This window comes from Cohnella hashimotonis, from assembly GCF_030014955.1.
GTDB classification, from domain to species: Bacteria; Bacillota; Bacilli; order Paenibacillales; family Paenibacillaceae; genus Cohnella; species Cohnella hashimotonis.
This window is the reverse complement of record NZ_JAGRPV010000001.1, coordinates 650,413-673,819: the sequence shown is the minus strand read 5'-3', so window position 1 is coordinate 673,819 and position 23,407 is coordinate 650,413. Positions and strand designations below refer to the sequence as shown.

Below are 23,407 nucleotides of genomic sequence, written 5' to 3'. Positions count from 1 at the left end.
CGCTATCTCGGCTAGCTCAAGGTCGCACCAGCCGCCGATAGGCGCTTTCGGGCGCTATCTCGACACACTCTCGCTCGCACCTGCCGCCGATAGGCGCTTTCGGGCGCTATCTCGACACACTCTCGCTCGCACCAGCCACCGATAGGCGCTTTCGGACGCTATCTCGGCTAGCTCAAGGTCGCACCAGCCGCCGATAGGCGTCTCTCGGCGCGATTTCAATCGGCCGGCGCCGGCAAACACAAAGCTTACTTGCCCTTAATCCCCAGCGCCTGCAGGAGCTTCGTGAATACCTCGGTGTTCTCGTAGATGCCGCTGAACAGCTCGGCGTTGCGGCCCATAGCCGTGAGCGGAATATCGACAGCCGTGTGGCCCGAGGTCGTCCAGTCAACGACGAAGTTGTGGTCGGAGCCTACGATCTGGAACGGTCCGTCTTCCTTGGAGATGCCGTCGCCGGATTCGTCGTCCGCGTTGACTTCCTCGATCGAGAAGCCGCCGGTCTCATGGTCGGCGAGCACAAGCACGAGCGTATCCGGATGCTTCTTGGCGAAGTCCTTGGCGACCTGGACGGCCTGGTCAAGCTGCTGGCCGGACTTGATCGTCATTTTGGCATTGTTCTGGTGCGCGAACTCGTCCGTCCCTTCTTCTTCGACCATCAGGAAGAAGCCTTTTTTGTTGGTGGACAGCGTATCGATCGCTTTTTTGGTCATCTCGGGCAGAGAGACGACCGGGTTGTAAATATCGCCTTCGCCCTCCGGCTTCTGCTGGAACATCTCTTCATTGGAGAACAGGCCGAGCAGCTTGCCGCCCTTCGCCTTTTGCAGGTCCGCTTTGGTGGAAACGTAGCTGTATCCAAGCGACTTGGCTTTGTCTACCAGATTTCCTTGCGTGCCCTTGCTCTTTTCCGAAGGATCTTCCGCCGGCTCGTCCTGGAACTTGCCCGGATTGCCCGCCGGGTACCAGAAGTCCTCCCCGCCGCCAAGAATGACGTCGAGCTTGCTCTTGGTCAAATATTGCAGCGCGATATCGCTCTGCTTGGAACGGTCCTCGACGTGAGCGCCAAATGCGGCGCCGGTAGCGTCGGTGACCTGGCTGGTCGTGACCACGCCTGTCGACTTGCCTTTATCCTTCGCGTATTCCATGATCGTCTTGACCGACTTTTTATTGGCGTCCATGCCGATCGCGCCATTGTAAGTCTTAACGCCGCTGGCATAGGCGGTCGCCGAGGCAGCCGAGTCGGTGACCGGCACCGTGGAGCTCGTATGAATCAGTCCGACATAAGGCATAGCGTCCATCGCCAGCTTGCCTTTCTCGCCGACGGTGGCCAGGCGGATGGCATCGCGCTGTGCGGTGCCCATGCCGTCTCCTACGAAAAGGATCACATTCTGGGTGCGAGGGGATGCGGCGTCCGCGCGGTCCTGCGTTTGAGCGGTGACGGCACTTACGGTCAGCAGGGCAGCCGTGATCGTACCGGCCATCGTAGCCTTGAATACTTTCTTTTCTCGAAGTTTCATAGTTCCCCTCCTAAATGTAGTATACAAACATATACTAGATTCGCTTTATTAAGCCTGTATTTTCCGCTGATATCCGAAATGTAAAATCGAATGTCGATCTATAAAAAATCGAAATCAGTCTTTTATAAAAAAGACAGCTCGACCGGGCCGAACAGGCCGCGAGCTGTCTTCTCTTCTGTATGCAATCCCGGCGACTCAGTTCGAGGACAGGAGACGCTGCAGGGTCGGATCGTCGAACAGTCCGGCGACCGTAAACGATACGCAAGGCAGCCTGTCCGATGTTACCGTGTCTTCGCCTTCGTAAACGCAGTTCAATTCGTAGCGCTCGCCCGACAGCAAATGCTGCTCCAGGGTCTGGGCGACAGGATCCAGGATCCAATACTCCGGCACGCCATGCCGTTCGTAAATTCGCAGCTTGCGGACCCGGTCCCGATGACGCGAGCCGGGCGACAAAATCTCGACGACAAGGTCCGGCGGCCCTTCGATGCCTCGCTTGGTTACAATGTTGGCGCGTTCCGGATGAATGAAGATCAGGTCGGGCTGTACTACGTTCGTAGGACTGAGAATGACATCAAGCGGCGCATATAAAATGAGATATTCGGGTTTGCAACTGCCGGCCAGCGTCGATTGTAAGTTAAAACTCAAAATCTGATGCGGGGTGTTCGGTCCCGGCGACATCAGCTCCAGCGAGCCGTCCAGCACTTCGTAGCGCAGGCCGTCGTCCGGCAACGCGGCATAAATGTCGTAGGTAACCTGCTGCTCGCCGACCCGATCCTCCGGTCGTTTCTTTTTATCCATCATGTCCTCCTGACAGAAAAGCCCCGTCAAAGCGACACGGTTCGTGTTCGGCTCTGACGGGGCGCTTCCCCGTTTCATTCATTAATTCGATTATGTCCAAAAATGGAAGAGCTGTCAACGATCAATAGCCGCCGCCGTTTACAGCGAAGCCGAAGCTTGCTTGAGCAAATCCGCCACTTCTTCCTTGTCGACTTCCTGCTTCTTCCCGATCTTGATCGTCTTGCGCTCGGGCGGTCCGCTCCAGGCGCCTTCGGGAAACGCGATGCCCTCGGCGTTAAAAATAGTGTAGCTCACCGCGTCCTTGGACGTCGAGATGACGGCGGCATACTTGCCGTTTTTTAAGTAATGCGGCTTTTTGTACTGCATGCGCTCGAGCGCGTCCGGAATCGCCTGCAAGGTTAGCTCCCGCAGCGCCTGGCAGCGCTCGGCTTGCCAGGGTTCTTTGAGGTCGGCGATGAATTGCGTGATCTCAGGGTTCATGTTTTTAGCTCCTTTTAAGCTGCGTTTATTCATGCAAAAGTTTGCGTTATGCTTGCAAGCCTCTTAAGGCGCCAAGCTGATCGCGCAGGTCGGCCTCGATCGGACTCGAACCGCCGGCGACCGGCGGCCCGGCCGTCTCCCGGAGCCGGCGCAGCTCGATCCCGCCCTCCCCGAATCCATAAGGATCGGGCATCCCTGCCGCCCATGCGTATGCCTCCCGGTCCGATTCGGCTTCAAGCAGCATGTAGCCTGCGACCTGCCCCTCCGAGCCGTCGAACGGCCCGGCCGTCATCGCCGGCAGACCGCCCTTCTCGGGATAGGCCAGCCGGAGCCCTTCGGCGCTCGGCAGCAGGGTCGCAGACTCGATCAGAACGCCCGCCTTCTTCATCTCCCGGCTGTAGGCCGCGAACGCGGCGACCCGGTCGTCCGCCGGCTCGATCCCGGCTTCGAAGCGCGCGTTCGCCTTGATCAGGATCATGAATCGCATGCGGCATCCCTCCTTGTTTGTATCGATCAAGCTCAAGCGAACTCAAGCGAGGAAAAACGACTTCAGCACCGGCGCGAGCGCGTCCATAGATACATTGTGATTTTGACCCGGGAGCAGGCGGGACTCGCCATGCGGCACGGCCAGGCCGACCTGCCGCACCGCCTCCCGAAGCGCAGCCGGGCTCTTGGCGCCGCCGACCGCCAGCACCGGCGAACCGATCGAAGCGAGCCGGGCCGCAGGCAGCGAATAATCGCCCATGATCGCCGCATCGTAAGGGAGCGTGTGCGCGACGGCCCGAAGCCGCGGCCAAAAAGGCATCAGCCGCATCATCGTTACCGCAAATCCAGGTGCGCCCATCAAGCGCAAGAAGTACTTGACCGCTTCGTCCCGGCGCCCCTCGGAGATCAGCCGTTCAAGCTGCGACCGCTGTTCCGCCGGCGAGACCGGACCCGTTCCCCCTGCTAGATACGGAGGCTCGTAAAGCGCAAGCTTTGCGATGCCGACGCCGCTCGCTGCAGCCGCAAGCGCCAATGCCGCGCCCGAGGATAGCCCCCATACATGCGCAACGCCTCCGTGTGCCCCGATGACAGCCTCGAGATCTTCGATCTCCCGCTGAATCGCGTATGTTTTCTGATCCCCGCTGTCCCCTCTGCCTCGCCTGTCATAATTGACGACCGTAAAGTCCGAGGCGAGGAGGCGAGCCAGCTTCTGCAAGCCCGGAAACTTCCTGTAGCTGAACGCGCCCCCGGCCAAAATTACCGCCGGCCCTTGGCCGATCGTATCGTAAGCGATCCGCGTTCCGTCTTTGGATACGGCATAGGCCGCCTGGTTCAAGTGGCTTTTCGTCAAATTTCATTCCCCGCTTCTCTTTTTCGCCGACTCTTCGCCCGAATCGATCAACGTCAAACGCGCGCTCCCGGTACTCCGTTCGTGTCTTCGCCACGACGTTCCGCGCATTCTGCCGCGCGCCGGCGCATGAGCGCTTGCTCCGGCAAGTTCTGCGTCATGGAGGCAGCCCGCTCGAAAGCCGCACGCGCCTCCTCCATGCGTCCGAGCTTCGCGAGCAGATCCCCGCGTACGCTCGGCAGCAAGTAGTAGCCCTTTAAAGCAGGCTCGTCCGCCAGTCGGTCTACGATCTGCAGCCCGATCGCAGATCCGAACGCCATGGCGATCGCGACGGCGCGGTTGAGCTCGACGACCGGCGAAGGCGCCGCCCGCGAGAGCGCTTCGTAGAGCGCCGCGATCCTGGCCCAGTCGGTATCGCCGGGCGTAGGCGCCTGCGCATGGCAGGCGGCGATCGCGGCCTGCAGCGCGTATGGTCCGAGCGGTCGTCCCAGGCTGCGCGCGCGCTCGAGCGCCGCCAGTCCGCGGCGGATCAGAAGATGGTCCCACAACGCGCGGTTCTGGTCCATGAGCAGGATCGGCTCGCCGGACAGCCCTATGCGCGTCTTGAAGCGCGACGACTGAATCTCCATCAGGGCGACGAGGCCGTGCACCTCGGGTTCCCGCGGCGCAACCTCCGCCAGCATCCGGCCGAGACGCAGCGCCTCCTGGCAGAGCGGCGCCCGGATCCAGCTCCCGCCCGCGGTGGCCGAGTATCCCTCGTTGTACATGAGATAGACGACCTCGAGCACCGACGAGATGCGCTCCTCCAGCTCCGCTCCCTCAGGCACATCCAGCTTTACGCGCGCCGCCCCGAGCGTCTTCTTCGCCCTGACGATCCGCTGCGCGACAGTCGGCTCGGGGACGAGATACGCGTGCGCGATCTCGTCCGTCGTGAGACCGCCCAATAGCCGCAAGGTCAGCGCGACCCGAGCTTCCTGCGACAGCGACGGATGACAGGTCGCGAAGATGAGGCGCAGCAGCTCGTCTCCGATCTCGCCCGACTCCTTTTCCACATCGTCCTCGGTATACAACGGGCTGGCGCGGCCGTACTCCTCGTATTTTCGGTCGCGCAGCTTATTGCGCCGCAGCAAATCGATCGCCCGGCGCTTCGCCGTCGTCATGAGCCACGCCCCCGGGTTGTCCGGAATGCCCGTCTCCGGCCACCGTTCGAGCGCGATCAAGAGCGCGTCCTGCGCCAGGTCCTCCGCAAGGCCGACATCGCGCACCATCGTCGCCAGGCGCGCGATCAGCTTGGCCGATTCGATGCGCCAGACGGCGTCGATCGCGCGATGCGCGGCCCGGTCGCTCATGTCCGGCGAGGCCCTTCAAGCCGCTCGCGCAGCGCCTGCTCCTTGGCCAGCATTTCCGGATCCTGCGTCAAGTCCGTCATGTCGAAGATCTGGCGAAGCTCGATCTGGCCTTGCCCGTACCCGTGCGGATCCGGCATCCGCAGCGCCCACTCGACCGCTTCTTCCTTGGACTTCACCTCGATCATCGTAAACCCGGCGATAATCTCCTTCGCTTCGGTGAACGGTCCGTCCGTAATCTTGGGTTTGCCGCCCGGCTCGGGATAAGAAATTCGAATGCCCCCCGAGGTAGGGTGAAGCCCGTCTGCCGCTACCAGGACGCCTGCCTTGGCTAGCTCCTCGTTGTACCGCTGCATCGCCGCCACCAGTTCCTCGCTCGGCATGACGCCCGCTTCCGAATCCGTCGTACCTTTGACGATCATCATGAATCGCATGTTTGTTCCTCCTTTGGAATAGGGACCGCAGCCTTTTTCGACCGCCACTCTTTCGCTTTCATATACACGACGAACGCCAAATTGCCGAATCGACACCGCCATCAAAAAAATTTTGGATATGCGGCAGATGACGCCAGGTTCCGTTTTTAGCCAAATCATAACACGCGCTTCCTGTTTGTCACAGCCCAAGCCTGCGCGATCAACGTTTATAATTTTGCCCGGAGGAGTGATATAATCTTAGATACTAGCACCCGGTCAGACCCACAATCGAGAGCGAGAATCGGAGGAGAGCGCATGGCCGACCGCACCAGGCTTGATCGCAAGCGTCACGTTTCCCTAAAGGACTTCGATCCCCGCGATACGGGCGATATCGAGAGCAAAGAACAGGTGGAAGCGGAGATCGAGGATCTTCGCGACAGACTGCAGGAAGCGCAGGAAAAGCTGTATGCAAGCCGATCGAACGGCGTGCTGATCGTGTTTCAGGGGATGGACTGCAGCGGCAAGGACGGCACGGTGAAAAAGGTACTGTCCGCGCTCAATCCGCAAGGCTACCGCGCAGAGAGCTTCAAGACGCCGACCGCGGAGGAAGCCTCCCACGATTTCCTGTGGCGAACCCACAAGCTGATCCCGCAAAAGGGATACATCGCCTCCTTCAACCGCTCTTATTACGAAGAAGTGCTGATCACCCGCGTACACGGCATCATCGACAAGAAAGAGACGGAGCGCCGTCTCGAACATATTAAAAATTTCGAAAAGCTGCTCGCGGACAGCGGCGTGCTGGTCATCAAGATTTTCCTTCATATCTCCAAGGAGTTCCAGCTCGAGAAGCTGCAAGATCGGTTGACCCGTCCCGAGAAGCTGTGGAAATTCGATCCGAACGACCTCAAGGAACGGAAGCATTGGGACGAGTACGTCCGCGCCTACGAAGACGTCTTCGAAGCGACCGGCACGAAGCGCAACCCGTGGTATATCGTTCCGGCGGACAAACGCTGGTACCGCGATTATCGCGTGCTGAAAATCATTACGGAGGCGTTCGAGTCGCTGGACCTCGCTTATCCGCAGATCGATATCGAGCGTTTCGGAGATTTGGACCTGGATGCGGAGACGCGTGCCAAGCTGGCAGCCGCCAAGCGCAAGGAAGCCAGGAACCGCACCGGGGACGAACGGCAAAAATCGGCGGACGAGGATGAGACCGGGGAAGCCGGGGAGGTTCGCGAAGATGCGGCGCAGAATGCCGGAGAAGCGGCGGATGAAGCACTTGCGAAGGCTGGCGAAGGCAGCTCGGATAGCGAGCCTGCTGTTGGCGGGGACGATAGCGAGCCTGCTGTTGGCGGGGACGATAGCGAGCGGAAGCAGGTGCGCGAGGAGGCCGCCGACGGCAAGCCGGCGGATGATGATGCGGACGCTGCCGCCAAGCCGGCGAGAGGCCGCAGGAAGGCGGCGGCCGGCAATGCCTTGAATGTCAGCCTCGAAGCGGCTGCGGAGAACAAGCCGACGAGGGGGCGCAGGAAGGCGGCTGTCCCGCAGGCCAATGGCGATGGAGAAGCTGGCGACGGCAAGCCGGTCAGGACGCGCAGGAAGGCGGATGTCCAGCAGGCAGATGGCGGTGGAGAAGCTGGCGACGGCAAGCCTGCCAGGGCGCACAGGAAGGCGGCTGACCAGCAGGCAAATGGCGGTGGAGAAGCTGTTGCTGGTGAAAAACCGGCGCAGGCTGCCGCGAAAGCGACGACTGGAACGCCGAAGACTGCCGGCAGACCGAGAGGTGCGAGGAAGCAAGCGGCAACCGAAATGGAGGTTCAGGCTCCTCCCGAGGATGCGCCAAGCGGGCCGAGCGCGCCCAAGCAATCGAGCAGGCGCGGCCGGAAGCCGAAAGAAAGCTAGTTTTCATGCCACATAGCGTGTAAAAAGAAATCGTTCTTTGGGTATATGGTCGGGTGGTACCGCCATTTTACCAAAGAAAGGTTTCTTTTTTTTGTAAACGCAAAAGAGGGCCTTTCTCGAGCCGATATAACCTTTGAGACAGCCGCACTCGCATGGCCTCGGCTACCTCTCCCATCCAATCGAGATTCCCACGAATAGCTCAATATTGGGCTATTCTCGATCGCAAGACCTCGGTCCACTCTTCCACCCAATCGAGATTCCCACGTATAGCTCAAAATTGGGCTATTCTCGATCGCGAGACCTCGGTCCACTCGTCCTCCCAATCGAGATTCCCACGAATAGCTCAATATTGGGCTATTCTCGATCGCGAGACCTCGGTCCACTCGTCCATCCAATCGAGATGCCCACGTATAGCGCAAAATTTAAAATTGGGCTATTCTCGATCGCGAGACCTCGGTCCACTCGTCCATCCAATCGAGATGCCCACGTATAGCGCAATATTGGGCTATGCTCGCTCGCGAGACCTCGGCCCACTCGTCCATCCAATCGAGATTCCCACGTATAGCGCAAAATTGGGCTATTCTCGATCGCGAGACTTCGGTCCACTCGTCTATCCAATCGAGATTCCCACATATAGCGCAAAATTGAGCTATTCTCGATCGCTAGACCTCGGCCCACTCGTCCATCCAATCGAGATGCCCACGTATAGCGCAATATTGGGCTATGCTCGCTCACGAGACTTCGGTCCTCTCTTCCTCACTATCGAAATTTCCACGTATAGCGCAAAATTGGGCTATCCCAAGTGCGTAACGGTGTCCCGGCGCATGCTGGAGGCGCGACTCTTCGACTTTCTAATGCAGGCGAATCACCACCTCTCCGAAGCCATGGAGACAACCCCGCCAACGGACAAGCCTCCGAAAATAAAGTTCGCCCACTGCTTGTCCACCCTGTTATTTCCAATTCCAACGTGGTGAAGAATCAGTATTCAGCTGGCGCGCCCAGCGAAAAAAAATCAGCACGGAGGCGATTGCGATGCTTACACCAGTCGTTGGAACGTTTAGAAATGAACAAGACGTCATTGGCGCGATCGAAGCGTTGAAAGCGGCAGGCTGGAACAAGGATGATATCTCCGTCGTCAGCCATAAACGCGAAGCTGTCCATCACGTGGATACGGTCACCGGCACGAACAGCGCGGAAGGCATGGTTACGGGCGGCGTAGCGGGCGCCTTTCTCGGTGGAACCGCAGGACTCCTCGCTACGGCCGGTCTGCTGTTCATTCCGGGTCTCGGCCCGCTGCTCGCGGCCGGACCGATCGCGACCGTCATCGCCGGCGCAGCCGTCGGTGGAAGCACGGGCACGCTCATCGGCGGACTCGTCGGACTCGGCATTCCGGACCGCGAGGCCGAGATTTACAAGACATTGGTCGAGCAGGATCATCTGCTCGTCATCGTGAAGACCGGGGCCGAGAACCGGTCGCATGTGGAGAGCATTTTCCAGGCTTTCGGCGCCATAGAGCCGCGCTCTACCGCCGTCTCGTTGGAGCAGCCTCCGCTGCCGGATGCCGCGCCCGAGCCTGCCGACGAGATGCGCGTCTACATTAGCGCCAAGGATGGCGACGTGCAGACACCCGTGAAGGAATTCGTCATTCCCCACGAATCCCGGGAGGTGTGACAAATGCGAGGCAAAAGCGCGGCGCTGGCTTCCGTCTCTCTGTCCGTCTTCGTCCTCTACGCCGTCAAGACGATGAAGAAGACGATGGCGACCCTTGACGAAGCCAACCGCACGCTGGTCGACGTGAAGAAATCCGCCCTCCAGGCCACGCACGAGGCGACGGCATTAATTCATACCGTTAACCGTACCGTTAAGGACGTTAAGGGACGCATCAATACCGTCGATCCGCTCCTCGAGACGACGCACGAGGTAGGCGACGTGCTGCACACGATCGCGCACTCGGTGAAGGAAGCGCTGAGTCCTGGCGAGAAAGAAGTCGCGGAAAATGGCGCCGAAGCCAACTCGCAGGGCATCGCTGTCCGCATCGGGGACCGGCCGGTTAGTCAAGCAGGCGCCAGCCGCCCGACCCTTTATCATAAATAGCGTTAACTAGCGCTATGACCTTACGCTTTAATCTTAAGCGTCTGATGGCGCGGTCGCCGCGACCAGCAGGAACATCGGGCGTCGCACCTCGTCCGCCCAAGCCGGGTGCTGCGCCAGCAAGTCGGGCGTCGGCTTGAGCTCGGACAATCGATCCACGCGGAAGCCCGCTTCGATCAGAGGATTCAGATAACCGGCGACGGTCCGGTGGTACTTGACGACGTCATGTCCCAGAAATCTCGTCAGCCGCTGCCCTTCCTCGTGGTAGCGGTCGAGCGGCCAGTGCAGCTTTTCCCCTTCCGGACCATAATGCCAATCCTGTGCCTCAACTGCCGTATATGCCGGATGCTCGACGGTGAACACGAAGGCGCCACCCGCCGACAGGCTGCGATGCACATCCCGGCAGATCCCGCCGAATTCCGCCACATAGTGGAGCGCAAGCGAGCTAAGTACGACGTCGAACGCGCCTTCCGTAAATTCAAAATCCTCGATACCGCTGCGCACATATGAAATTGCAGGATCGGCAGTCATCTCTCGCGCCCGCGCCAGCATCTTTTCCGACAGATCGACGCCGATGACGGACCGCGCCCCCTGCTCGCGCGCGTATCTGCAGTGCCAGCCGTAGCCACAGCCGAGGTCCAGCACGCGCTTGCCCGCCAGCTCCGGCAGCATCGAACGAAGCTCCGTCCACTCTCCTGCCGCCTCCAAACCGCCGATGGATCTCGGCATCCGGCTGTAATTTTCAAAAAAACCGCGGTCGTCGTATTTGTTCTCCTTCAATCGCTGCACGTCCCTCGTTTTTGGCTAAGTCGCTATGTCCAGTATATCAATTGTAAAAGGCAAAGCGCGAAGAAAGCGAACGCATCCGATTGCCGAAAAGCCCTCGTCCGCCGGCTGAAGCCGGAACGACAAGGGCTTTTTCGTCATACGGAAGCGGGCGTTCGGCCCACTGCGGATTCGAACTCCGCCCACTGCGCGCCGGCGAGCCGGACGCCTGAGGCGCGGACGTTCTCTTCGATCTGCTCGGGCCTGCTGGCGCCGACGATGGCGCTCGCCACCTGCGGATGGCGAAGCGTCCAGGCGAGCGCCAGCTGGGACAGCGACAGACCGAAGTCGGAGGCCATCTCCTGCAATAACCGCGCGCGGACGACGTATTCTTCCTTAAGCCACGACCGGACGGCCTCGCCGCCGCTCGCGTCGGCTGCACGCGCGGAGCCCGACAGATCGGTAACGGACTCGAAACGTCCGGCCAATACGCCTTGCGCAAGCGGAGAATAGACGACCTGCCCGATGCCGTGGCGATCGCAGAGCGGTATAATCTCATCCTCGATCCCCGGCGCGAACATATTGTAAAGAGGCTGGTTAGCCACGACTGGATGCAGGCCTTGCCGTTCGACGATACCGACGGCCTGCGCGATGTCCGAAGCCGACATGTTGCTGAAGCCCACGTACAGCACCTTGCCCTGCCTCACTAAATCGTCCATCGCCCGGTAAGTCTCTTCCTTCGGCGTATCGGCATCGGGATAATGGCAGTAATAAAGATCGATATATTCGGTTCCGAGCCGCTTCAGCGAGGCATCGCACGCCTCCATAATATGCTTGCGCGACAAGCCCTGCTGGTTGGGCAGATCGCCCATCGGACCTCTCACCTTCGTAGCCAGCACATAAGTAGATCTCGGGAGCTGCGACAGCGCCTCGCCGACCGCGCGTTCCGCTTCTCCGCGCATGTAGACGTTGGCGGTATCGAAAAAATTGACGCCCGATTCGTACGCCTTAAGTATGGTTTGCCGCGCCGCTTCCTTGCCGACGTAGCCGCCGTAGGTGAGCCAGCTTCCCAGGCTGATCTCGCTTACCTTGAGTCCGGAAGCGCCCAATCTCCGATATTCCAACCTCATCCCCCCTTCGATCGAATGGATACGATCTAACCTATTCGACCGAGAACCGCGGCATGATCGCGGAATGCCGGCAGCCGCACGCCTTGATAGCATCCGCACGCCTGATAGCATCCGTCCTCCCGGTCAGATCAGACCGGCGATCCTTCCCGTGCGGGCCAGCACATCCAAGGCAAAATCCAGATCCTCCCGCGTATGGGAAGCCGTCACGATCAGCCTGACTCGACCCTTGTCCATCGCGACGGTCGGGTAGACGATGCCCTGCGCATAGACGCCTTCGGCGAGCAGCGCGTCGGAGAAGCGCATCGTGTCCGCCGGCGATCCGACGATGATCGGGATGATCGGCGTCTCGCTCATGCCGCAGTCAAAGCCGAGCGCGCGCAGCTTCTCCCTGCAATAATTTGCGTTGCTCCACAGCCGCTCGATCAGCTCCGGACTGCGCCCCAGCACGCGAACGGCCGCCAGGCACGATGCCGCGACGGCAGGCGTCTGCGATGTGCTGAACAGAAACGAGCGCGCTTTGTGGATCAAGTAATCCTTGAGCAGCGCGGAGCCCGCCATATATCCGCCCGAGACGCCGATCGCCTTGGACAGCGTACCGACCTGGATGTGCACGCGGCCGTGCAGGTCGAAGTGGTCGGTCGAGCCTTTGCCGTTGCGTCCAAGCACGCCGCTTGCATGCGCGTCGTCGACGTATACGATAGCATCGTACCGCTCGGCGAGCTCGACGATGGCCGGCAGCGGCGCGATGTCGCCGTCCATGCTGAACACGCCGTCGGTGACCACTACGCGCGCGCGGTAGGAAGCGCTCTCCTTCAGCGCTTGCTCCAGCTGATCGAGGTCTTTGTGCGCGAAAACCTTGCGGCTTGCCTTGGTCAGCCGGATGCCGTCGATGATGCTGGCATGGTTGAGCTCGTCGCTGATAACGACGTCGTCGGGACCCAGGATCGACCCGAGGATGCCCTGATTCGTCGTAAATCCGGATTGGAAAACGAGCGTCGCCTCCGTGCCCTTGAACGCGGCCAGCTCGCGCTCGAGCTCTCCGTGAATGTCGAGCGTGCCGGCGATCGTACGTACGGAGCCGCTGCCGACGCCGTATTTTTCAATCGCTTCGATCGCTGCGCGCTTCAGCTCCGGATGCGCGGTCAGGCCCAGGTAGTTGTTGGAGGACATCTGCAGCACCCGGCGTTCGCCGAGCGTCATCCAGCTGCCCGATCCGCCCTCCCATTCCGTCAATTTTCGGTATCTGCCGTCAGCCCGGAGCTGCTCGAGCTCCTTCGATAAAAAGTCCAGGTTTGCCATCGTCATCTGTCGACTCCTTCCCTATCGTTCGTTTCTATGATTAACTGTGCGTAAATACGACCTTGCCGCAATTGCCCGACTTCACCAGCTCGAACGCCTCTTCGTAGCGGTCCAGCGTGAACGTATGCGTGACCAGTCCGTCCAGCCGCAGCGCCCCCGAATCGAGCAGCCCTTTCATTTGGTACCATGTCTCGTACATGCGGCGGCCGGTAATGCCGTGAACGCTAATGCCTTTGAAAATCAGGTGACGCGCCAGGTCGATCGGCACGTCGTCCGTCGGGATGCCGAGCAGCGAGATGCGGCCCGCGTTCGCAGCCGCCTCGAACCCGCCGCGGATGGCCGCCGGGTGGCCCGACATCTCGAGCACGACCTCGGCGCCTTCGCCGCCGGTGAGCTCGCGAATCGCTTCGGCCATCGGCGTCTGCGCGCTGTTGACGAGCGCGTCGGCGCCCATCTGTCTCGCCATCTCCAGGCGGTTGGCGCGGACGTCGACGGCGATGATCTTGCCGGCGCCGCATGCGCGCGCCACCGCGATCGCCATCAAGCCGATGGCGCCTGTGCCGATGACGGCGACGGACCTGCCGACGATGTTGCCGGCGAGGACCGTCTGCACGGCGTTGCCCAGCGGATCCTGCAAGCACGCCAGCTCGAACGGCATCTCGGGACGGTTGTGAATGACGTTGCCTGCGGGCAGCACCGCATACTTGGCGAAGCAGCCCGGCGCCGAGATGCCGAAGCTGCGTGTGTTGGCGCATACATGCCCGTTCCCCGTCCGGCAGGCCTTGCAGTGGCCGCACACGATGTGTCCTTCGCCGGACACGCGGTCTCCGACCTTGACGTTGGTCACCCGCTCGCCGACGGCTTCGACGACGCCCGCGAATTCGTGCCCGAAGACGTTCGGCGTCACGACGGCGCTCTCGGCCCAGGCGTCCCAGTTGTAAATATGCAGATCCGTGCCGCAGATGGAAGACGCTTTCACTCGGACCAGTATATCCTCCGGCCCCGGGACGGGCACCGGCACCTCCAAAAGTGCCGCACCAGGCCCCCGTTCCGTTTTCACCAGCCCGAGCATCGTTTTCTCCCGCATTGTCATCACCCTCGCATCGAGTTAAACTCGCTATGTACAATATATTATACAATTGTATTATATATTGTACAACGGATTTATTATGGGGTTTATATCCGCCTAGCGTCCGGTATAATGGAGAGAAAATAACGAGGCTTGGGTGGATACGATGGACGCGATTCATAAGAAAGTCGGCAAGAACCTGCAAGCCGTGCGCAAATCGCGCGGCCTCAGCCTGGATCAGGTGGCCGAGCTGACGGGCGTCAGCAAGGCGATGATCGGCCAGATCGAACGGGGCGACTCCAATCCGACGATCTCCGTGCTGTGGAAAATCGTCAACGGCTTAAAAATTTCGTTTACGTCGCTCATTGAAGAGACCAAAGCGGAAGTCACGGTCGTCGACATTGGCGAGATCGAGCCTTTCCTGGAGGAAGACGGCGCTTACCGCTCGTTCCCGATGTTCCCCTACGACCAGCGCAAAGGCTTCGAGATCTACGCGGTCAGCATGGATCCGGGCTGCAGCCACGAATCCGAGCCGCACAACGAAGAGGTCGAGGAGTATATCGTCGTGACGGACGGCTCGCTCGACGTCGAGGTCGGCGGCGAGACGTACGCGGTCGGCGCGGGCAACGCCGTGCGCTTCCCCGCGGACCAGCCGCACGCCTACCGGAACAACACCGACCAGGTCACTACCTATATTACGCTCATTCACTACCCTTCGTGATGCGCGAAGACCCGCTTTCCGGAATATCCGGGGAGCGGGCCTTTTTCATTTCAGGAACCGTCGTTTTTTCCTGACAAAATACGCGCAGGGTATACGCTCCTGCCGTCTTCGCGGTTTTTGTTGCGCCATTTTAAATCTCCATGCTTCTCCACATCATGAGCGCGGCGCCGGTGGCGACCGCGTCCTCGCGCAGCTCGCCTTTGGTGAAGATCGGCTGGTACATCGGATAGTAGTAAACGTTCTGGCGGGCAGTCTCGATGGCGGTTTTGTAAAAGCGTTCATCCGAGTAGATGAGCGATCCGCCCAGGATGACGGTCTCCGGGTGGAACATGTTAATCATGTTGGCGAGGCCGATGCCGAGATACACGGCCGCGCCGTCGAACAGTTCGAGCGCGGCCGGATGCCCCTGCCTCAGCGCCTGCAGCAGGTCTTCGTAGCGGATCTGCTCCGGCGCGAGCCGCAGCTGCTCCGCCCAGCCTCCGCGCCCCAGCTTCGCCTGCGCTTGCGCCTGCTTTTCCAGCGCCTGAATGGAGGCGTACGCCTCCAGGGCGCCAAAGTTGCCCCCCTCGTGCAGCCGGGTACCGTCCGCCTGGATAATCATCTGTCCGACGGCACCTTCCAAATCGATCGAGCCGTGAACGATCCTGCCGTTCGACATCATCGCGGACCGCAGCCCGATCCCGGCATGCACGTACAGCATATGCTGAGGATTGGAACGCCGCAGCGCCCAGCGCTCGCCCATGAGCGCCGCGTTCGCGCCGTTCTCGAGATGCGAATTGAAGCCGGTCGCCTCCTCGGCCATTCGGCAGATCGGGACGTCCTGCCAGCCCGGCGCCGCGAAGTGAAGCGGCCGAAGCACGACGCCTTGCTCGCGGTCCAGCGGACCGACTGCGCCGATGCCGAAACCCTTCACCTGGCTTGGCTCGATCTTGTGGTCGAACAAAATGGCCTTGATCGTTTTCTCCGCATGCGCGATCAGCTTGTCCGGCGTCATCGCTTCGTCCATGCGCCAGCGGGTGAACGACATCGGGTTCATGCGGACGTCGAAGAAGCCGAGCGAGGCATGGGACCGGGAAATCTCCAGGCCGAAAAAGTAACCGAATGCCGGATTCGTCTCGTACACGATCGGCCTTCTGCCGCCGCTGGACGGGCCAAGGCCCGAAGCTTGGATCAGCCGGTCCGCGGTCATCTCTTCAAGCGTGCGCGTAAGGGTGCTGCTCGGTATCCGGAAGCGATCCAACAGCTCGGCCTTGGAAGCGAAGCCCTGCTCGGCGATATGGCGATAGATCAATTCCTTGGACGTGGGCACTCGATTGGCGCGATTCATGGGCGGGGCACTTCCTCACTCGTTCGTTCGGCTCTCATTATTCCTTCTATTATATCGAAACGCCCTACCACGAGCCATACCACGGTCTTCCGGTCGGTTTAATGCCAAAATGAATTAAAGTAAAAATTATTATTCCATATAAAAAGATATTATAGCCTTAATATTGAATACTTAATTCCATTTTGGAATAAAGATGTTATACTGATGGAGACGGGAGGCATAGCCATGACCGCTAATAGAAAGCTCCATCTCTCGCTTTTCCTCGTGTTTTTGAAAATGAGTCCTTTTACGTTCGGCGGCGGATACGCGCTGATCCCGGCAATCGAACGCGAGGTCGTCGAAAAAAAGCAGTGGCTTCACGAAGAGGAAATCGCCGATTTGTTCGCGGTATCGGGAACGGTGCCCGGCGCGGTCGCGGCTAATTCGGCCGCCTTCATCGGCTATCGCATCGGCGGCGTATCCGGCGCGATCGCGGCGCTGCTCGGCATCTGTCTGCCTACCTTCGCCCTCATGATCGTCTTGTCGATCTTTTACGTTCAATTCAAGGACAATCCGAAAATCGAAGCGGCTTTTACCGCTATACGTGCCACGGTCGCCGCGCTCATCGCCTTCGCGGCGATCAAAGTCGCCCGATCTTCGATCGTGGACTTCGCATCCGGCGCGCTCGCCACGGCGGCCGCGCTCCTGCTTTTTACAGGCATCCATCCGCTATGGGTCGTCGCGCTGGGCGCAACCGCAGGCATCCTCTTGGTACAATTCCGGGCGTTGACGGGCAAGGGCCCGAAGATCAAGGAAAAAGAGCCGGTCTTCGATTACATGATATAATTTGAGCAAATGAGGTTTGAGACATGCTGATCCAACTGTTCGCCATGTTCTTCCTCGTCGGGCTCGTCTCCTTCGGAGGCGGGTACGCGATGATCCCGCTCATTCAGGAAGAGATCCTGAACCGCCATCACTGGATGGCTGCCGGACAACTCGCGGACATCGTAGCGGTCGCGGGCATGTCTCCCGGTCCGATCGCCACCAACATCGCGGTGGCGGTCGGCTATCAAGAGGCCGGATGGCTTGGGGCGGCTATGGCGGCGCTGGCGGTCGTACTGCCTTCGTTTGCGTTGATTCTGGCGGCGGGCAAGCTTTTTTTCAAATATCGCGATAACCCCAGGGTGGCGGCGGCCTTCTACGGACTGCGCGCCGTCGTCGTCGGACTGATTGCGTATGCGGCCGTATCGTTCGCGCGGCATGCCGGCATGCTGACGGCAACGCCGGATTGGCAAACTTGGTGCCAGCTCGCTATTTTCGTAGGCTCCCTGTTCGCGCTCATCTATTTGCACAAGCATCCGTTCGTCGTCATCCTATTATCCGGCTTGGTCGGCATCGCGCTTTACGGCTAGCCGACTTTTTTTGAGAATCCTTCAATCCCCTACCGAATGGAGCGAACCTACATTGGAAGAGCAAGTCAGCCCTTGCTGCGCCGCGCGCAGATCGTCCGTACAAGCGGACATGGCCGGAGCCGTCGCGCCGCCGCCTGAAGCGATCGCCCCGCTTGGCCGCGGGACGCCTCCGGGACCCGAGCTTGATGCGCAAATGATTTTGCTCCCAGGCGGCGAGTTCGTCATGGGTACGGACGCGGCCGACGGATTTCCCGCAGACGGCGAAGGCCCGCCGCGTCACGTTCGGGTGGACGGCTTTTACCTGTCGGCCCATGCGGTCTCCAATGCCCAATTCCAAGCGTTCGTGGCAGCTACCGGCTACGTCACCGAAGCGGAGCGTTTCGGCTGGTCCTACGTTTTTCATCTGTTCGTCTCCGAGAGCGTCAGGCAAAGCGTGAGCAACGTGCCGCAGTCGACGCCTTGGTGGTACGTCGTGAACGGCGCCCGCTGGGACAAGCCCGAAGGGCCCGACTCCGGCATCGGGGAACGAATGGACCATCCGGTCGTCCACGTCACCTGGCAAGACGCAGCCGCCTACTGCAGCTGGGCCGGCGGACGACTGCCGACCGAGGCCGAGTGGGAGTATGCCGCCAGAGGCGGTCTTGCGCGCAAGACTTATCCGTGGGGGGATCTGCTGAAGGAAGGCGGGGAGCACCGCTGCAACATCTGGCAGGGCAAGTTTCCGGTGAAAAACAGCGAGAGCGACGGCTATGCGGGCACCGCGCCCGTCGACGCGTACGCCCCCAACGGCTACGGCCTCTACAACATGGCGGGCAACGTGTGGGAATGGTGCGCGGATTGGTTTACGCCCGCCTACCATGCGGTTACCGCCGCGTCGAATCCAAGATTCGACCAGCCGACAGACAAGCGCTCCATGCGGGGCGGTTCTTATCTGTGCCACCGTTCCTACTGCAACCGGTACCGCGTCGCCGCGCGCAGCTCGAACACGCCGGACAGCTCCGGCGGCAACTGCGGATTCCGCATCGCGCGATCGCGCTGAGGAGGGAAATCGGATGGCAAAGAAGACGCATATCTGGCTGATTACCGCGGATCAGATGCGGGCGGACGCGCTGGGAATCGAAAATCCGGCCGTGCGCACGCCGTCGCTTGACGCGCTGGCCGCCGAAGGCGCCGTCGTCGAGAGCGCCTACTGCGCGAGCCCCGTATGCACGCCTTCCCGCGCGTAGATCTTTACCGGCCGGTATCCGCACGTTCACGGCGCGTGGAATATCGGGTTGTCGTTAAATGAAGACGAAGTCACGCTGGCCGACCTTCTGAAGGCGGCAGGCTATCGGACGGTCGGCATCGGAAAGATGCATTTTCGCCCGCAGTGCAAACCGTGCTTCTCTTCCGAGCCGGAGGATCCTCGTTTCCGCGACCGCGTCCCCATGATCGTTCGCGGACCGGGCATCCTTCCCGGACAGCGCGTATCCGCGCTGATGGAACACGTCGACATCGTGCCGACCCTGATCGACGCCGCAGGGCTCGAACGCGCCTCCGGCTTGCTGGGCGCATCGCTCATGGAGACGCTCCGCGGGCGCTCGGCCGGCGTCCGGGACTCGGCCATGACGGCCTATGACGCCCACGACCGCGGCATTAGCACCAAGTGCCTGCGCACTTCGCGCTATAAGCTCGTCGTCTTCGCCGGAGAGACGTACGGCGAGCTGTACGACCTGCAGGAAGATCCGGGCGAGAATCGCAACCTGTTCGAGGACCCGGCCAGCCGCGAACTCCGCCGCCGGATGATGGAGCTGCTCGTGCAGCGCATGATCCGGGACCAAGATCCCTTGCCCGTGCGGCAGGCGAATTGGTAGATGAATCGGTGTCCGCGCTCGGCGATCCTTAGTCGACCGCAGGACCAAAAAAGCGGCAGCCCAAGACGATTAAAACGCGTCCGGGACTGCCGCTTTTTTTTGCATCATGCCTCTTAATCCCGCGCTTAGAGCGGAATGCCGTACACCTGCGTCTCCACGTAGTGATTCCACGCGTTAACGCTGCTGCCGTTCGACCAGATCCGCACGTACCTTGCCGTCACGGGATTAAAGACGATCTCCTTGCCCGCCGCCGTCTCGGCATACTCGGCGTCCGTGCCCGCGCCCTTGCCGGCGCTGTTGTTCGCGTCGTTGTTAAACACCGTCGTCACGCCCGAGGAGAAGTCGGCCGTCGTCGACAGTTGAACGATGACGTCCCGGTAGATCCGGTTGTCGTAGAAGCGCCACAGCTTCACGCGGTTCACGGCGTAGCTCGCGCCCAGGTCGATCTGCAGGTACTGCAATCCCTGATCCAGTCCCGCGTACAAGTTTTTGTCCCCCGCCGCGCCGTCCGTCGCATAAGCGGCATTATTGACGAAGCTGCCCGAGGTCGGCGTCTTACCCGCCACCGCGTTCGCGACCGCCGGATGCTCGAACGCGCCGCGGTCGGGCTTTTGAACGTAGAGCGCATTGCCCCAAAAGTCCTTGCCTCCGTTGGACGCGAAGGCGATGCCGCGGTCGATGGCCGGCGAGGCGGGCTGCAGCTTGTAGCCGTCCAGCGCATCGATCCCAGTCCCGCTCCCCGGGCCGACGAACAGCGGATTGGACGTGATCGCGTTGGCGTCGGGAATAACGTTCGCCGTCGGCACATTGTTGCCGTAGAATACGTTGCTGTCGTACGTCCAGGTTGTTTTTTTCGTATAGCCGCCCGTGCCCAGATTGTAGAAAATGTTGTTCTTGAACGTCGCGGCGCCGTTGCCGCCTTGATTCACCAGCAGATTATTCGCGATGCCGGATCCGACGTAGAACACGTTGTTGTAAAACTGCATATTGCCGTAATTGGCCCCGCTGCACACCGTGATCATCTGGTACTTGTCGTTCTGGCTGATATTGTAACGGAAGATGCCGTCCGTCACCGAGCCGCCCGTCTCGTTCTGGCAGATGAGCACCGTGCCGCCCTCGTTGTCGTGGCTGTAATTGTATTGGAAGACGAGTCCCTTCGTGCCGTTGTCGAAGTCGAAGGACATGCCGTCCTTAATCGTCTTGCCGCCGGACACCTCGTTGTACTGAAAGACCGTATAGTCGCCGTTGTACGTCCACATGCCGGCGTTGTAGTCGACCTGCGCCTCATTGTAGCCGTCGACGCGGTTGCGCTCGACGAGCGCGCCCGTCGACACGTGCGGGACGATGCCGTCGCCGCTCACGTGAAGCACTTCGTTGCCCCGGATGACCACCCCGGTCGCGGGCGTCCACGGCCGGTTCGGGTTGCGGACCCCGCCCTGCTGGTCGCGGTCGTACCATTCGGAGTTGATCATGATCCCGGTGCGGGTGACGCGCTCGACCTTGTTGTTCTCGATCAGCACCTGATCGAACTTGGTGACGCGGTTCGGCGAGCCGTCGGACCTGGCCCGCACGACGACGTTGATGCCCGCGCTGCCGTACACTGTCTTTGTGTGCAGACCGTTGACGTCGTGGATATACAAGTCGTGCAGGTGAATGTCGTGAAGCACGGCGACATTGACGATATCGCTCGAGGCGCCCGCTTGATAGTCTTCGCCGATGACAAGCACGCCGCTGCGGGCCGTCGTCCCCTGCGTCGCGGTCTGATTCGTAATCTCGAGATGGCCGATGCTCCAATATTCCTGGTTGTAGAGCCGGATGACCGCGTTCGCGCCCTGGCCGTCGATCCGCGGATCCGCGCCCGTGCCGTACCGGTCTATCACGATCCGGCTGCTGGCGGTCCCGGAGCCTTGCGGCTGCAGCGTGCCGGTCCACGTTCCCCCGGCCTTCAGCAGAATCTTGTCACCCGGTCCGAACGTCGTTGCGTTTACTTTGGTCAGCGACTTCCAGGCGGCCGTCTGCGACAGTCCGGTATTGCCGTCGCTGCCCGCCGCCGCATCTACGTAATACGTCTTGTTGTCCGCATGCGCCGTTCCGTTCACGAAGAGACAAGCAAAAAGAATGACGAGGCCGTACATCCAATATTGCGCTTTCATGAATATTCCTCCTTTGGATTCGGTGCGCGTTAAAGACGAACAGCTTCCGGACGACCCTCTCTCGCAAGCGGCTGTCAGGAAGCTGTTCAAATCGGGTGCCGGGTCCGGCAGGACCCGGCGAATAAAAGACGGTGTTACTGAATGCCTTCTTCCTTCGCCTTCGCGTTCACTTCCTCGATCATCTTGTCGAGGCCCTTCGCCTTGTAGCTTTTCAGGATATCGTTCCAGGCCTTCTCGACCGGCTCCTTGGACAGCATGACCTTAAGCAGGTCGTCCTGATCGAGCACGGAGAACTTATCCTTGGTCGGCGTAGACATATAGGTCAAACGTATGTCGTAATCCGGCACTTTCGTGTTTTTCAGCACCCAATCGATATAATCGACGGCTTCCTTGCGGATCGACTCGTTCGCGATGAGCGGATTGTTCATGTCGTAGCTGTCGGACGTCTCGTAGGCGACCAGCTGCCGCAGGAAATTGCGAGCCGGGTACTTTTCGTTCAGCGAGGCCGTTTCGATCATAACCTTTTTGCCGCCTTCGACCTTGTAGTCCACGCCTTCTTTGCCGTAGATCAGCAGGTCCTTGCCTTCGGGCGACAGGATATAGTCGTACAGCGCCATGATGCGGTCCATCTTCTTGTCGTCGACCCTGCTGCTGAAGTAGCTCTCCGACCAATACGTCTTGAAGACCGCGTGCGCGCGCTCGCCGTCGGGACCGACGAGCGGCTTCAGCACCTTGACGCTCTGCGTGATGTCCGTATCCGGATATGCGGTCTTCCAGCGCTTCTCGTAGATCTCGCCGTTGAAGTTGACGAAGCCGCCGCCGCTGAGCAGGGCCGCCGCCTTGCCGGACACGAATTTATCGTACGAATCGGAGCCCTTGGCGAGCGCGATGTCCGGATCGATCAGTCCCTTGTCGTACATGTCCCGCATGTTCTGCAGCGCGGGCAGCGCCTTTTTGGAAAATACCGCGGGCACGAGCTTGCCGTCCTCCTCGATCCACTTGAAGTCGCTGCCGCTGCCGTCGCTCGTGGCGACGGGATTGCCGTACAGCCAGAACAGGCCGCCGATCAGCTTGTTCTGCGTCGTCGTGAGGCCCGCGATGCGCTTGCCTTCCGGGTCCGCCTTCGTGATCGCTTCGAGCATCGCCTCGAACTCGTCCCAAGTCTCAGGCTCCTTCGTAATGCCGGCCTTTTGGGCCAAGTCCCAGCGATACAGCACGACGCGGTCGAGCGCGCTCCAATCGACGCTCGGGAACATTCTCCGCGGCACCGTATAATATTTGCCGTCCACGCTCAGTCCCTTGATGTCCGGCGCCTCGAAGTATTCGGCGAGGTTCGGGTACTTGGCCAGGTCCGGCAGCGCCTTGACGACGCCCTGCTCGACCCACTTGCGCTGATACTGGGTGCCGATCGCGTCGATCGCGAAGATGTCCGGCAGCTGGTCCGACGCCGCCCACATCTGGATTTTTTGCGCGTAGTCGTCCCATGTCGTGTTGACGGGCTTCAGCGTAATATTGAATTTTTGGAGCACTTCCTGCGCGATCGGGTCCTTGGCGATCTTGGCGATCTCGGCGTCCGCGTCCCAGAACGCGACCGAGATCTCCATCGGATCCTTGTACGGATTGTCCGCCGCGGCGGAAGCGCCTTGCGACGCGGCGAAGCCCGATGCCGCGGGGGATGCGGCCTGATTGTTGCCGTTGTTGTCGTTGCCTCCGCAGCCGGCGAGCAATGCCGTGGACAGCGCCAGACCGGCCGCGACTGCCGTAAGTTTTTTAACCATGCGAATGAATCCTCCCTTTGACGATTATAGGATAAAATTTTTATATG

The 23,407-nt window shown here is 60.5% G+C and carries 22 protein-coding genes and 1 pseudogene; 9 read left to right on the top strand and 14 right to left on the bottom strand.

From position 1 onward, the window contains the following. Window positions 1–245 precede the first annotated feature (245 nt). From KB449_RS02750 to KB449_RS02720, 7 genes are all read right to left on the bottom strand, one after another. Window positions 246–1,511, bottom strand: a complete 1,266-nt coding sequence (locus tag KB449_RS02750; protein ID WP_282906897.1) for an alkaline phosphatase — start codon at window positions 1,509–1,511, stop codon at window positions 246–248. Between the two features lie 195 nt (window positions 1,512–1,706). Then, window positions 1,707–2,309 (bottom strand): Uma2 family endonuclease, encoded by a 603-nt coding sequence (locus KB449_RS02745; protein ID WP_282906896.1) that lies wholly within the window; start codon window positions 2,307–2,309, stop codon window positions 1,707–1,709. A gap of 138 nt (window positions 2,310–2,447) precedes the next feature. After that, a complete protein-coding gene (locus tag KB449_RS02740; RefSeq protein ID WP_282906895.1) occupies window positions 2,448–2,789 on the bottom strand; it encodes a DUF1801 domain-containing protein in 342 nt (113 codons plus the stop codon). A gap of 46 nt (window positions 2,790–2,835) precedes the next feature. Beyond that, window positions 2,836–3,276, bottom strand: a complete 441-nt coding sequence (locus KB449_RS02735) for a YciI family protein (protein ID WP_282906894.1) — start codon at window positions 3,274–3,276, stop codon at window positions 2,836–2,838. Between the two features lie 42 nt (window positions 3,277–3,318). Then, the gene (locus KB449_RS02730; protein ID WP_282906893.1) at window positions 3,319–4,125 is read right to left on the bottom strand and encodes an alpha/beta fold hydrolase; all 807 of its coding nucleotides are present in this window, start codon (window positions 4,123–4,125) and stop codon (window positions 3,319–3,321) included. Between the two features lie 53 nt (window positions 4,126–4,178). Further along, complete coding sequence (locus KB449_RS02725) at window positions 4,179–5,471, bottom strand: RNA polymerase sigma factor (protein ID WP_282906892.1); 1,293 nt, start codon at window positions 5,469–5,471, stop codon at window positions 4,179–4,181. Next, window positions 5,468–5,902, bottom strand: coding sequence for a YciI family protein (locus tag KB449_RS02720; protein WP_282906891.1), 435 nt, complete (start codon window positions 5,900–5,902; stop codon window positions 5,468–5,470). Before KB449_RS02720 ends, KB449_RS02725 begins: the two co-directional genes overlap by 4 nt. Window positions 5,903–6,196: 294 nt before the next feature. Between KB449_RS02720 and KB449_RS02715 the strand changes: the two genes are divergently transcribed. The 3 genes from KB449_RS02715 (at window position 6,197) to KB449_RS02705 (ending at window position 9,877) form a co-directional block, all read left to right on the top strand. Beyond that, entirely contained in the window at window positions 6,197–7,783 is a 1,587-nt protein-coding gene (locus KB449_RS02715) for a PPK2 family polyphosphate kinase (RefSeq protein WP_282906890.1), read from the top strand. A gap of 1,032 nt (window positions 7,784–8,815) precedes the next feature. Beyond that, window positions 8,816–9,454: a general stress protein gene (locus tag KB449_RS02710; RefSeq protein WP_282906889.1), complete on the top strand. Its 639-nt coding sequence runs from the start codon at window positions 8,816–8,818 to the stop codon at window positions 9,452–9,454. A 3-nt stretch (window positions 9,455–9,457) separates the two neighbouring features. Next, complete coding sequence (locus KB449_RS02705) at window positions 9,458–9,877, top strand: DUF948 domain-containing protein (protein ID WP_282906888.1); 420 nt, start codon at window positions 9,458–9,460, stop codon at window positions 9,875–9,877. Between the two features lie 33 nt (window positions 9,878–9,910). Here the strand turns inward: KB449_RS02705 and KB449_RS02700 are convergent, their stop codons facing one another. The 4 genes from KB449_RS02700 to tdh form a co-directional block, all read right to left on the bottom strand. After that, window positions 9,911–10,654, bottom strand: coding sequence for a class I SAM-dependent methyltransferase (locus tag KB449_RS02700; RefSeq protein WP_282906887.1), 744 nt, complete (start codon window positions 10,652–10,654; stop codon window positions 9,911–9,913). Between the two features lie 143 nt (window positions 10,655–10,797). Then, window positions 10,798–11,763, bottom strand: coding sequence for an aldo/keto reductase family protein (locus KB449_RS02695; protein ID WP_282906886.1), 966 nt, complete (start codon window positions 11,761–11,763; stop codon window positions 10,798–10,800). A 129-nt stretch (window positions 11,764–11,892) separates the two neighbouring features. Continuing rightward, window positions 11,893–13,068, bottom strand: coding sequence for a glycine C-acetyltransferase (locus tag KB449_RS02690; protein WP_282912720.1), 1,176 nt, complete (start codon window positions 13,066–13,068; stop codon window positions 11,893–11,895). Between the two features lie 40 nt (window positions 13,069–13,108). Continuing rightward, window positions 13,109–14,155, bottom strand: coding sequence for an L-threonine 3-dehydrogenase (gene tdh, locus KB449_RS02685; protein ID WP_282906885.1), 1,047 nt, complete (start codon window positions 14,153–14,155; stop codon window positions 13,109–13,111). A 148-nt stretch (window positions 14,156–14,303) separates the two neighbouring features. Between tdh and KB449_RS02680 the strand changes: the two genes are divergently transcribed. Continuing rightward, on the top strand, window positions 14,304–14,858 hold the full coding sequence (locus KB449_RS02680) for a helix-turn-helix domain-containing protein (protein ID WP_282912719.1): 555 nt from the start codon (window positions 14,304–14,306) through the stop codon (window positions 14,856–14,858). A 130-nt stretch (window positions 14,859–14,988) separates the two neighbouring features. Here the strand turns inward: KB449_RS02680 and KB449_RS02675 are convergent, their stop codons facing one another. Further along, on the bottom strand, window positions 14,989–16,185 hold the full coding sequence (locus KB449_RS02675; protein WP_282906884.1) for an ROK family protein: 1,197 nt from the start codon (window positions 16,183–16,185) through the stop codon (window positions 14,989–14,991). Between the two features lie 225 nt (window positions 16,186–16,410). Between KB449_RS02675 and KB449_RS02670 the strand changes: the two genes are divergently transcribed. The 5 genes and pseudogenes from KB449_RS02670 (at window position 16,411) to KB449_RS02650 (ending at window position 19,429) form a co-directional block, all read left to right on the top strand. Beyond that, on the top strand, window positions 16,411–17,010 hold the full coding sequence (locus KB449_RS02670; protein ID WP_282906883.1) for a chromate transporter: 600 nt from the start codon (window positions 16,411–16,413) through the stop codon (window positions 17,008–17,010). Between the two features lie 23 nt (window positions 17,011–17,033). Beyond that, window positions 17,034–17,576, top strand: a complete 543-nt coding sequence (locus KB449_RS02665; RefSeq protein ID WP_282906882.1) for a chromate transporter — start codon at window positions 17,034–17,036, stop codon at window positions 17,574–17,576. Between the two features lie 109 nt (window positions 17,577–17,685). Continuing rightward, entirely contained in the window at window positions 17,686–18,615 is a 930-nt protein-coding gene (locus KB449_RS02660) for a formylglycine-generating enzyme family protein (protein ID WP_488192481.1), read from the top strand. A 13-nt stretch (window positions 18,616–18,628) separates the two neighbouring features. Further along, window positions 18,629–18,928 (top strand): annotated as a pseudogene (locus KB449_RS02655) (sulfatase-like hydrolase/transferase); the annotation flags it as partial. Further along, window positions 18,929–19,429 (top strand): sulfatase family protein, encoded by a 501-nt coding sequence (locus KB449_RS02650; RefSeq protein WP_350356265.1) that lies wholly within the window; start codon window positions 18,929–18,931, stop codon window positions 19,427–19,429. A 125-nt stretch (window positions 19,430–19,554) separates the two neighbouring features. On the opposite strand, the gene KB449_RS02645 is transcribed toward KB449_RS02650, so the two are convergent. Continuing rightward, entirely contained in the window at window positions 19,555–21,582 is a 2,028-nt protein-coding gene (locus KB449_RS02645; protein ID WP_282906881.1) for a right-handed parallel beta-helix repeat-containing protein, read from the bottom strand. Window positions 21,583–21,716: 134 nt separating this feature from the next. Next, window positions 21,717–23,360, bottom strand: a complete 1,644-nt coding sequence (locus KB449_RS02640; RefSeq protein WP_282906880.1) for an extracellular solute-binding protein — start codon at window positions 23,358–23,360, stop codon at window positions 21,717–21,719. Window positions 23,361–23,407 lie beyond the last annotated feature (47 nt).

Excerpts from the sequence above, each read along its gene's own strand:
- KB449_RS02750 (WP_282906897.1), bottom strand. The coding sequence starts at position 1,511 with ATGAAACTTCGAGAAAAGAAAGTATTCAAGGCTACGATGGCCGGTACG.
- KB449_RS02745 (WP_282906896.1), bottom strand. The coding sequence starts at position 2,309 with ATGGATAAAAAGAAACGACCGGAGGATCGGGTCGGCGAGCAGCAGGTT.
- KB449_RS02740 (WP_282906895.1), bottom strand. The coding sequence starts at position 2,789 with ATGAACCCTGAGATCACGCAATTCATCGCCGACCTCAAAGAACCCTGG.
- KB449_RS02735 (WP_282906894.1), bottom strand. The coding sequence starts at position 3,276 with ATGCGATTCATGATCCTGATCAAGGCGAACGCGCGCTTCGAAGCCGGG.
- KB449_RS02725 (WP_282906892.1), bottom strand. The coding sequence starts at position 5,471 with ATGAGCGACCGGGCCGCGCATCGCGCGATCGACGCCGTCTGGCGCATC.
- KB449_RS02720 (WP_282906891.1), bottom strand. The coding sequence starts at position 5,902 with ATGCGATTCATGATGATCGTCAAAGGTACGACGGATTCGGAAGCGGGC.
- KB449_RS02715 (WP_282906890.1), top strand. The coding sequence starts at position 6,197 with ATGGCCGACCGCACCAGGCTTGATCGCAAGCGTCACGTTTCCCTAAAG.
- KB449_RS02710 (WP_282906889.1), top strand. The coding sequence starts at position 8,816 with ATGCTTACACCAGTCGTTGGAACGTTTAGAAATGAACAAGACGTCATT.
- KB449_RS02705 (WP_282906888.1), top strand. The coding sequence starts at position 9,458 with ATGCGAGGCAAAAGCGCGGCGCTGGCTTCCGTCTCTCTGTCCGTCTTC.
- KB449_RS02690 (WP_282912720.1), bottom strand. The coding sequence starts at position 13,068 with ATGGCAAACCTGGACTTTTTATCGAAGGAGCTCGAGCAGCTCCGGGCT.
- tdh (WP_282906885.1), bottom strand. The coding sequence starts at position 14,155 with ATGCGGGAGAAAACGATGCTCGGGCTGGTGAAAACGGAACGGGGGCCT.
- KB449_RS02680 (WP_282912719.1), top strand. The coding sequence starts at position 14,304 with ATGGACGCGATTCATAAGAAAGTCGGCAAGAACCTGCAAGCCGTGCGC.
- KB449_RS02675 (WP_282906884.1), bottom strand. The coding sequence starts at position 16,185 with ATGAATCGCGCCAATCGAGTGCCCACGTCCAAGGAATTGATCTATCGC.
- KB449_RS02670 (WP_282906883.1), top strand. The coding sequence starts at position 16,411 with ATGACCGCTAATAGAAAGCTCCATCTCTCGCTTTTCCTCGTGTTTTTG.
- KB449_RS02665 (WP_282906882.1), top strand. The coding sequence starts at position 17,034 with ATGCTGATCCAACTGTTCGCCATGTTCTTCCTCGTCGGGCTCGTCTCC.
- KB449_RS02660 (WP_488192481.1), top strand. The coding sequence starts at position 17,686 with ATGGCCGGAGCCGTCGCGCCGCCGCCTGAAGCGATCGCCCCGCTTGGC.
- KB449_RS02650 (WP_350356265.1), top strand. The coding sequence starts at position 18,929 with ATGCATTTTCGCCCGCAGTGCAAACCGTGCTTCTCTTCCGAGCCGGAG.
- KB449_RS02645 (WP_282906881.1), bottom strand. The coding sequence starts at position 21,582 with ATGAAAGCGCAATATTGGATGTACGGCCTCGTCATTCTTTTTGCTTGT.
- KB449_RS02640 (WP_282906880.1), bottom strand. The coding sequence starts at position 23,360 with ATGGTTAAAAAACTTACGGCAGTCGCGGCCGGTCTGGCGCTGTCCACG.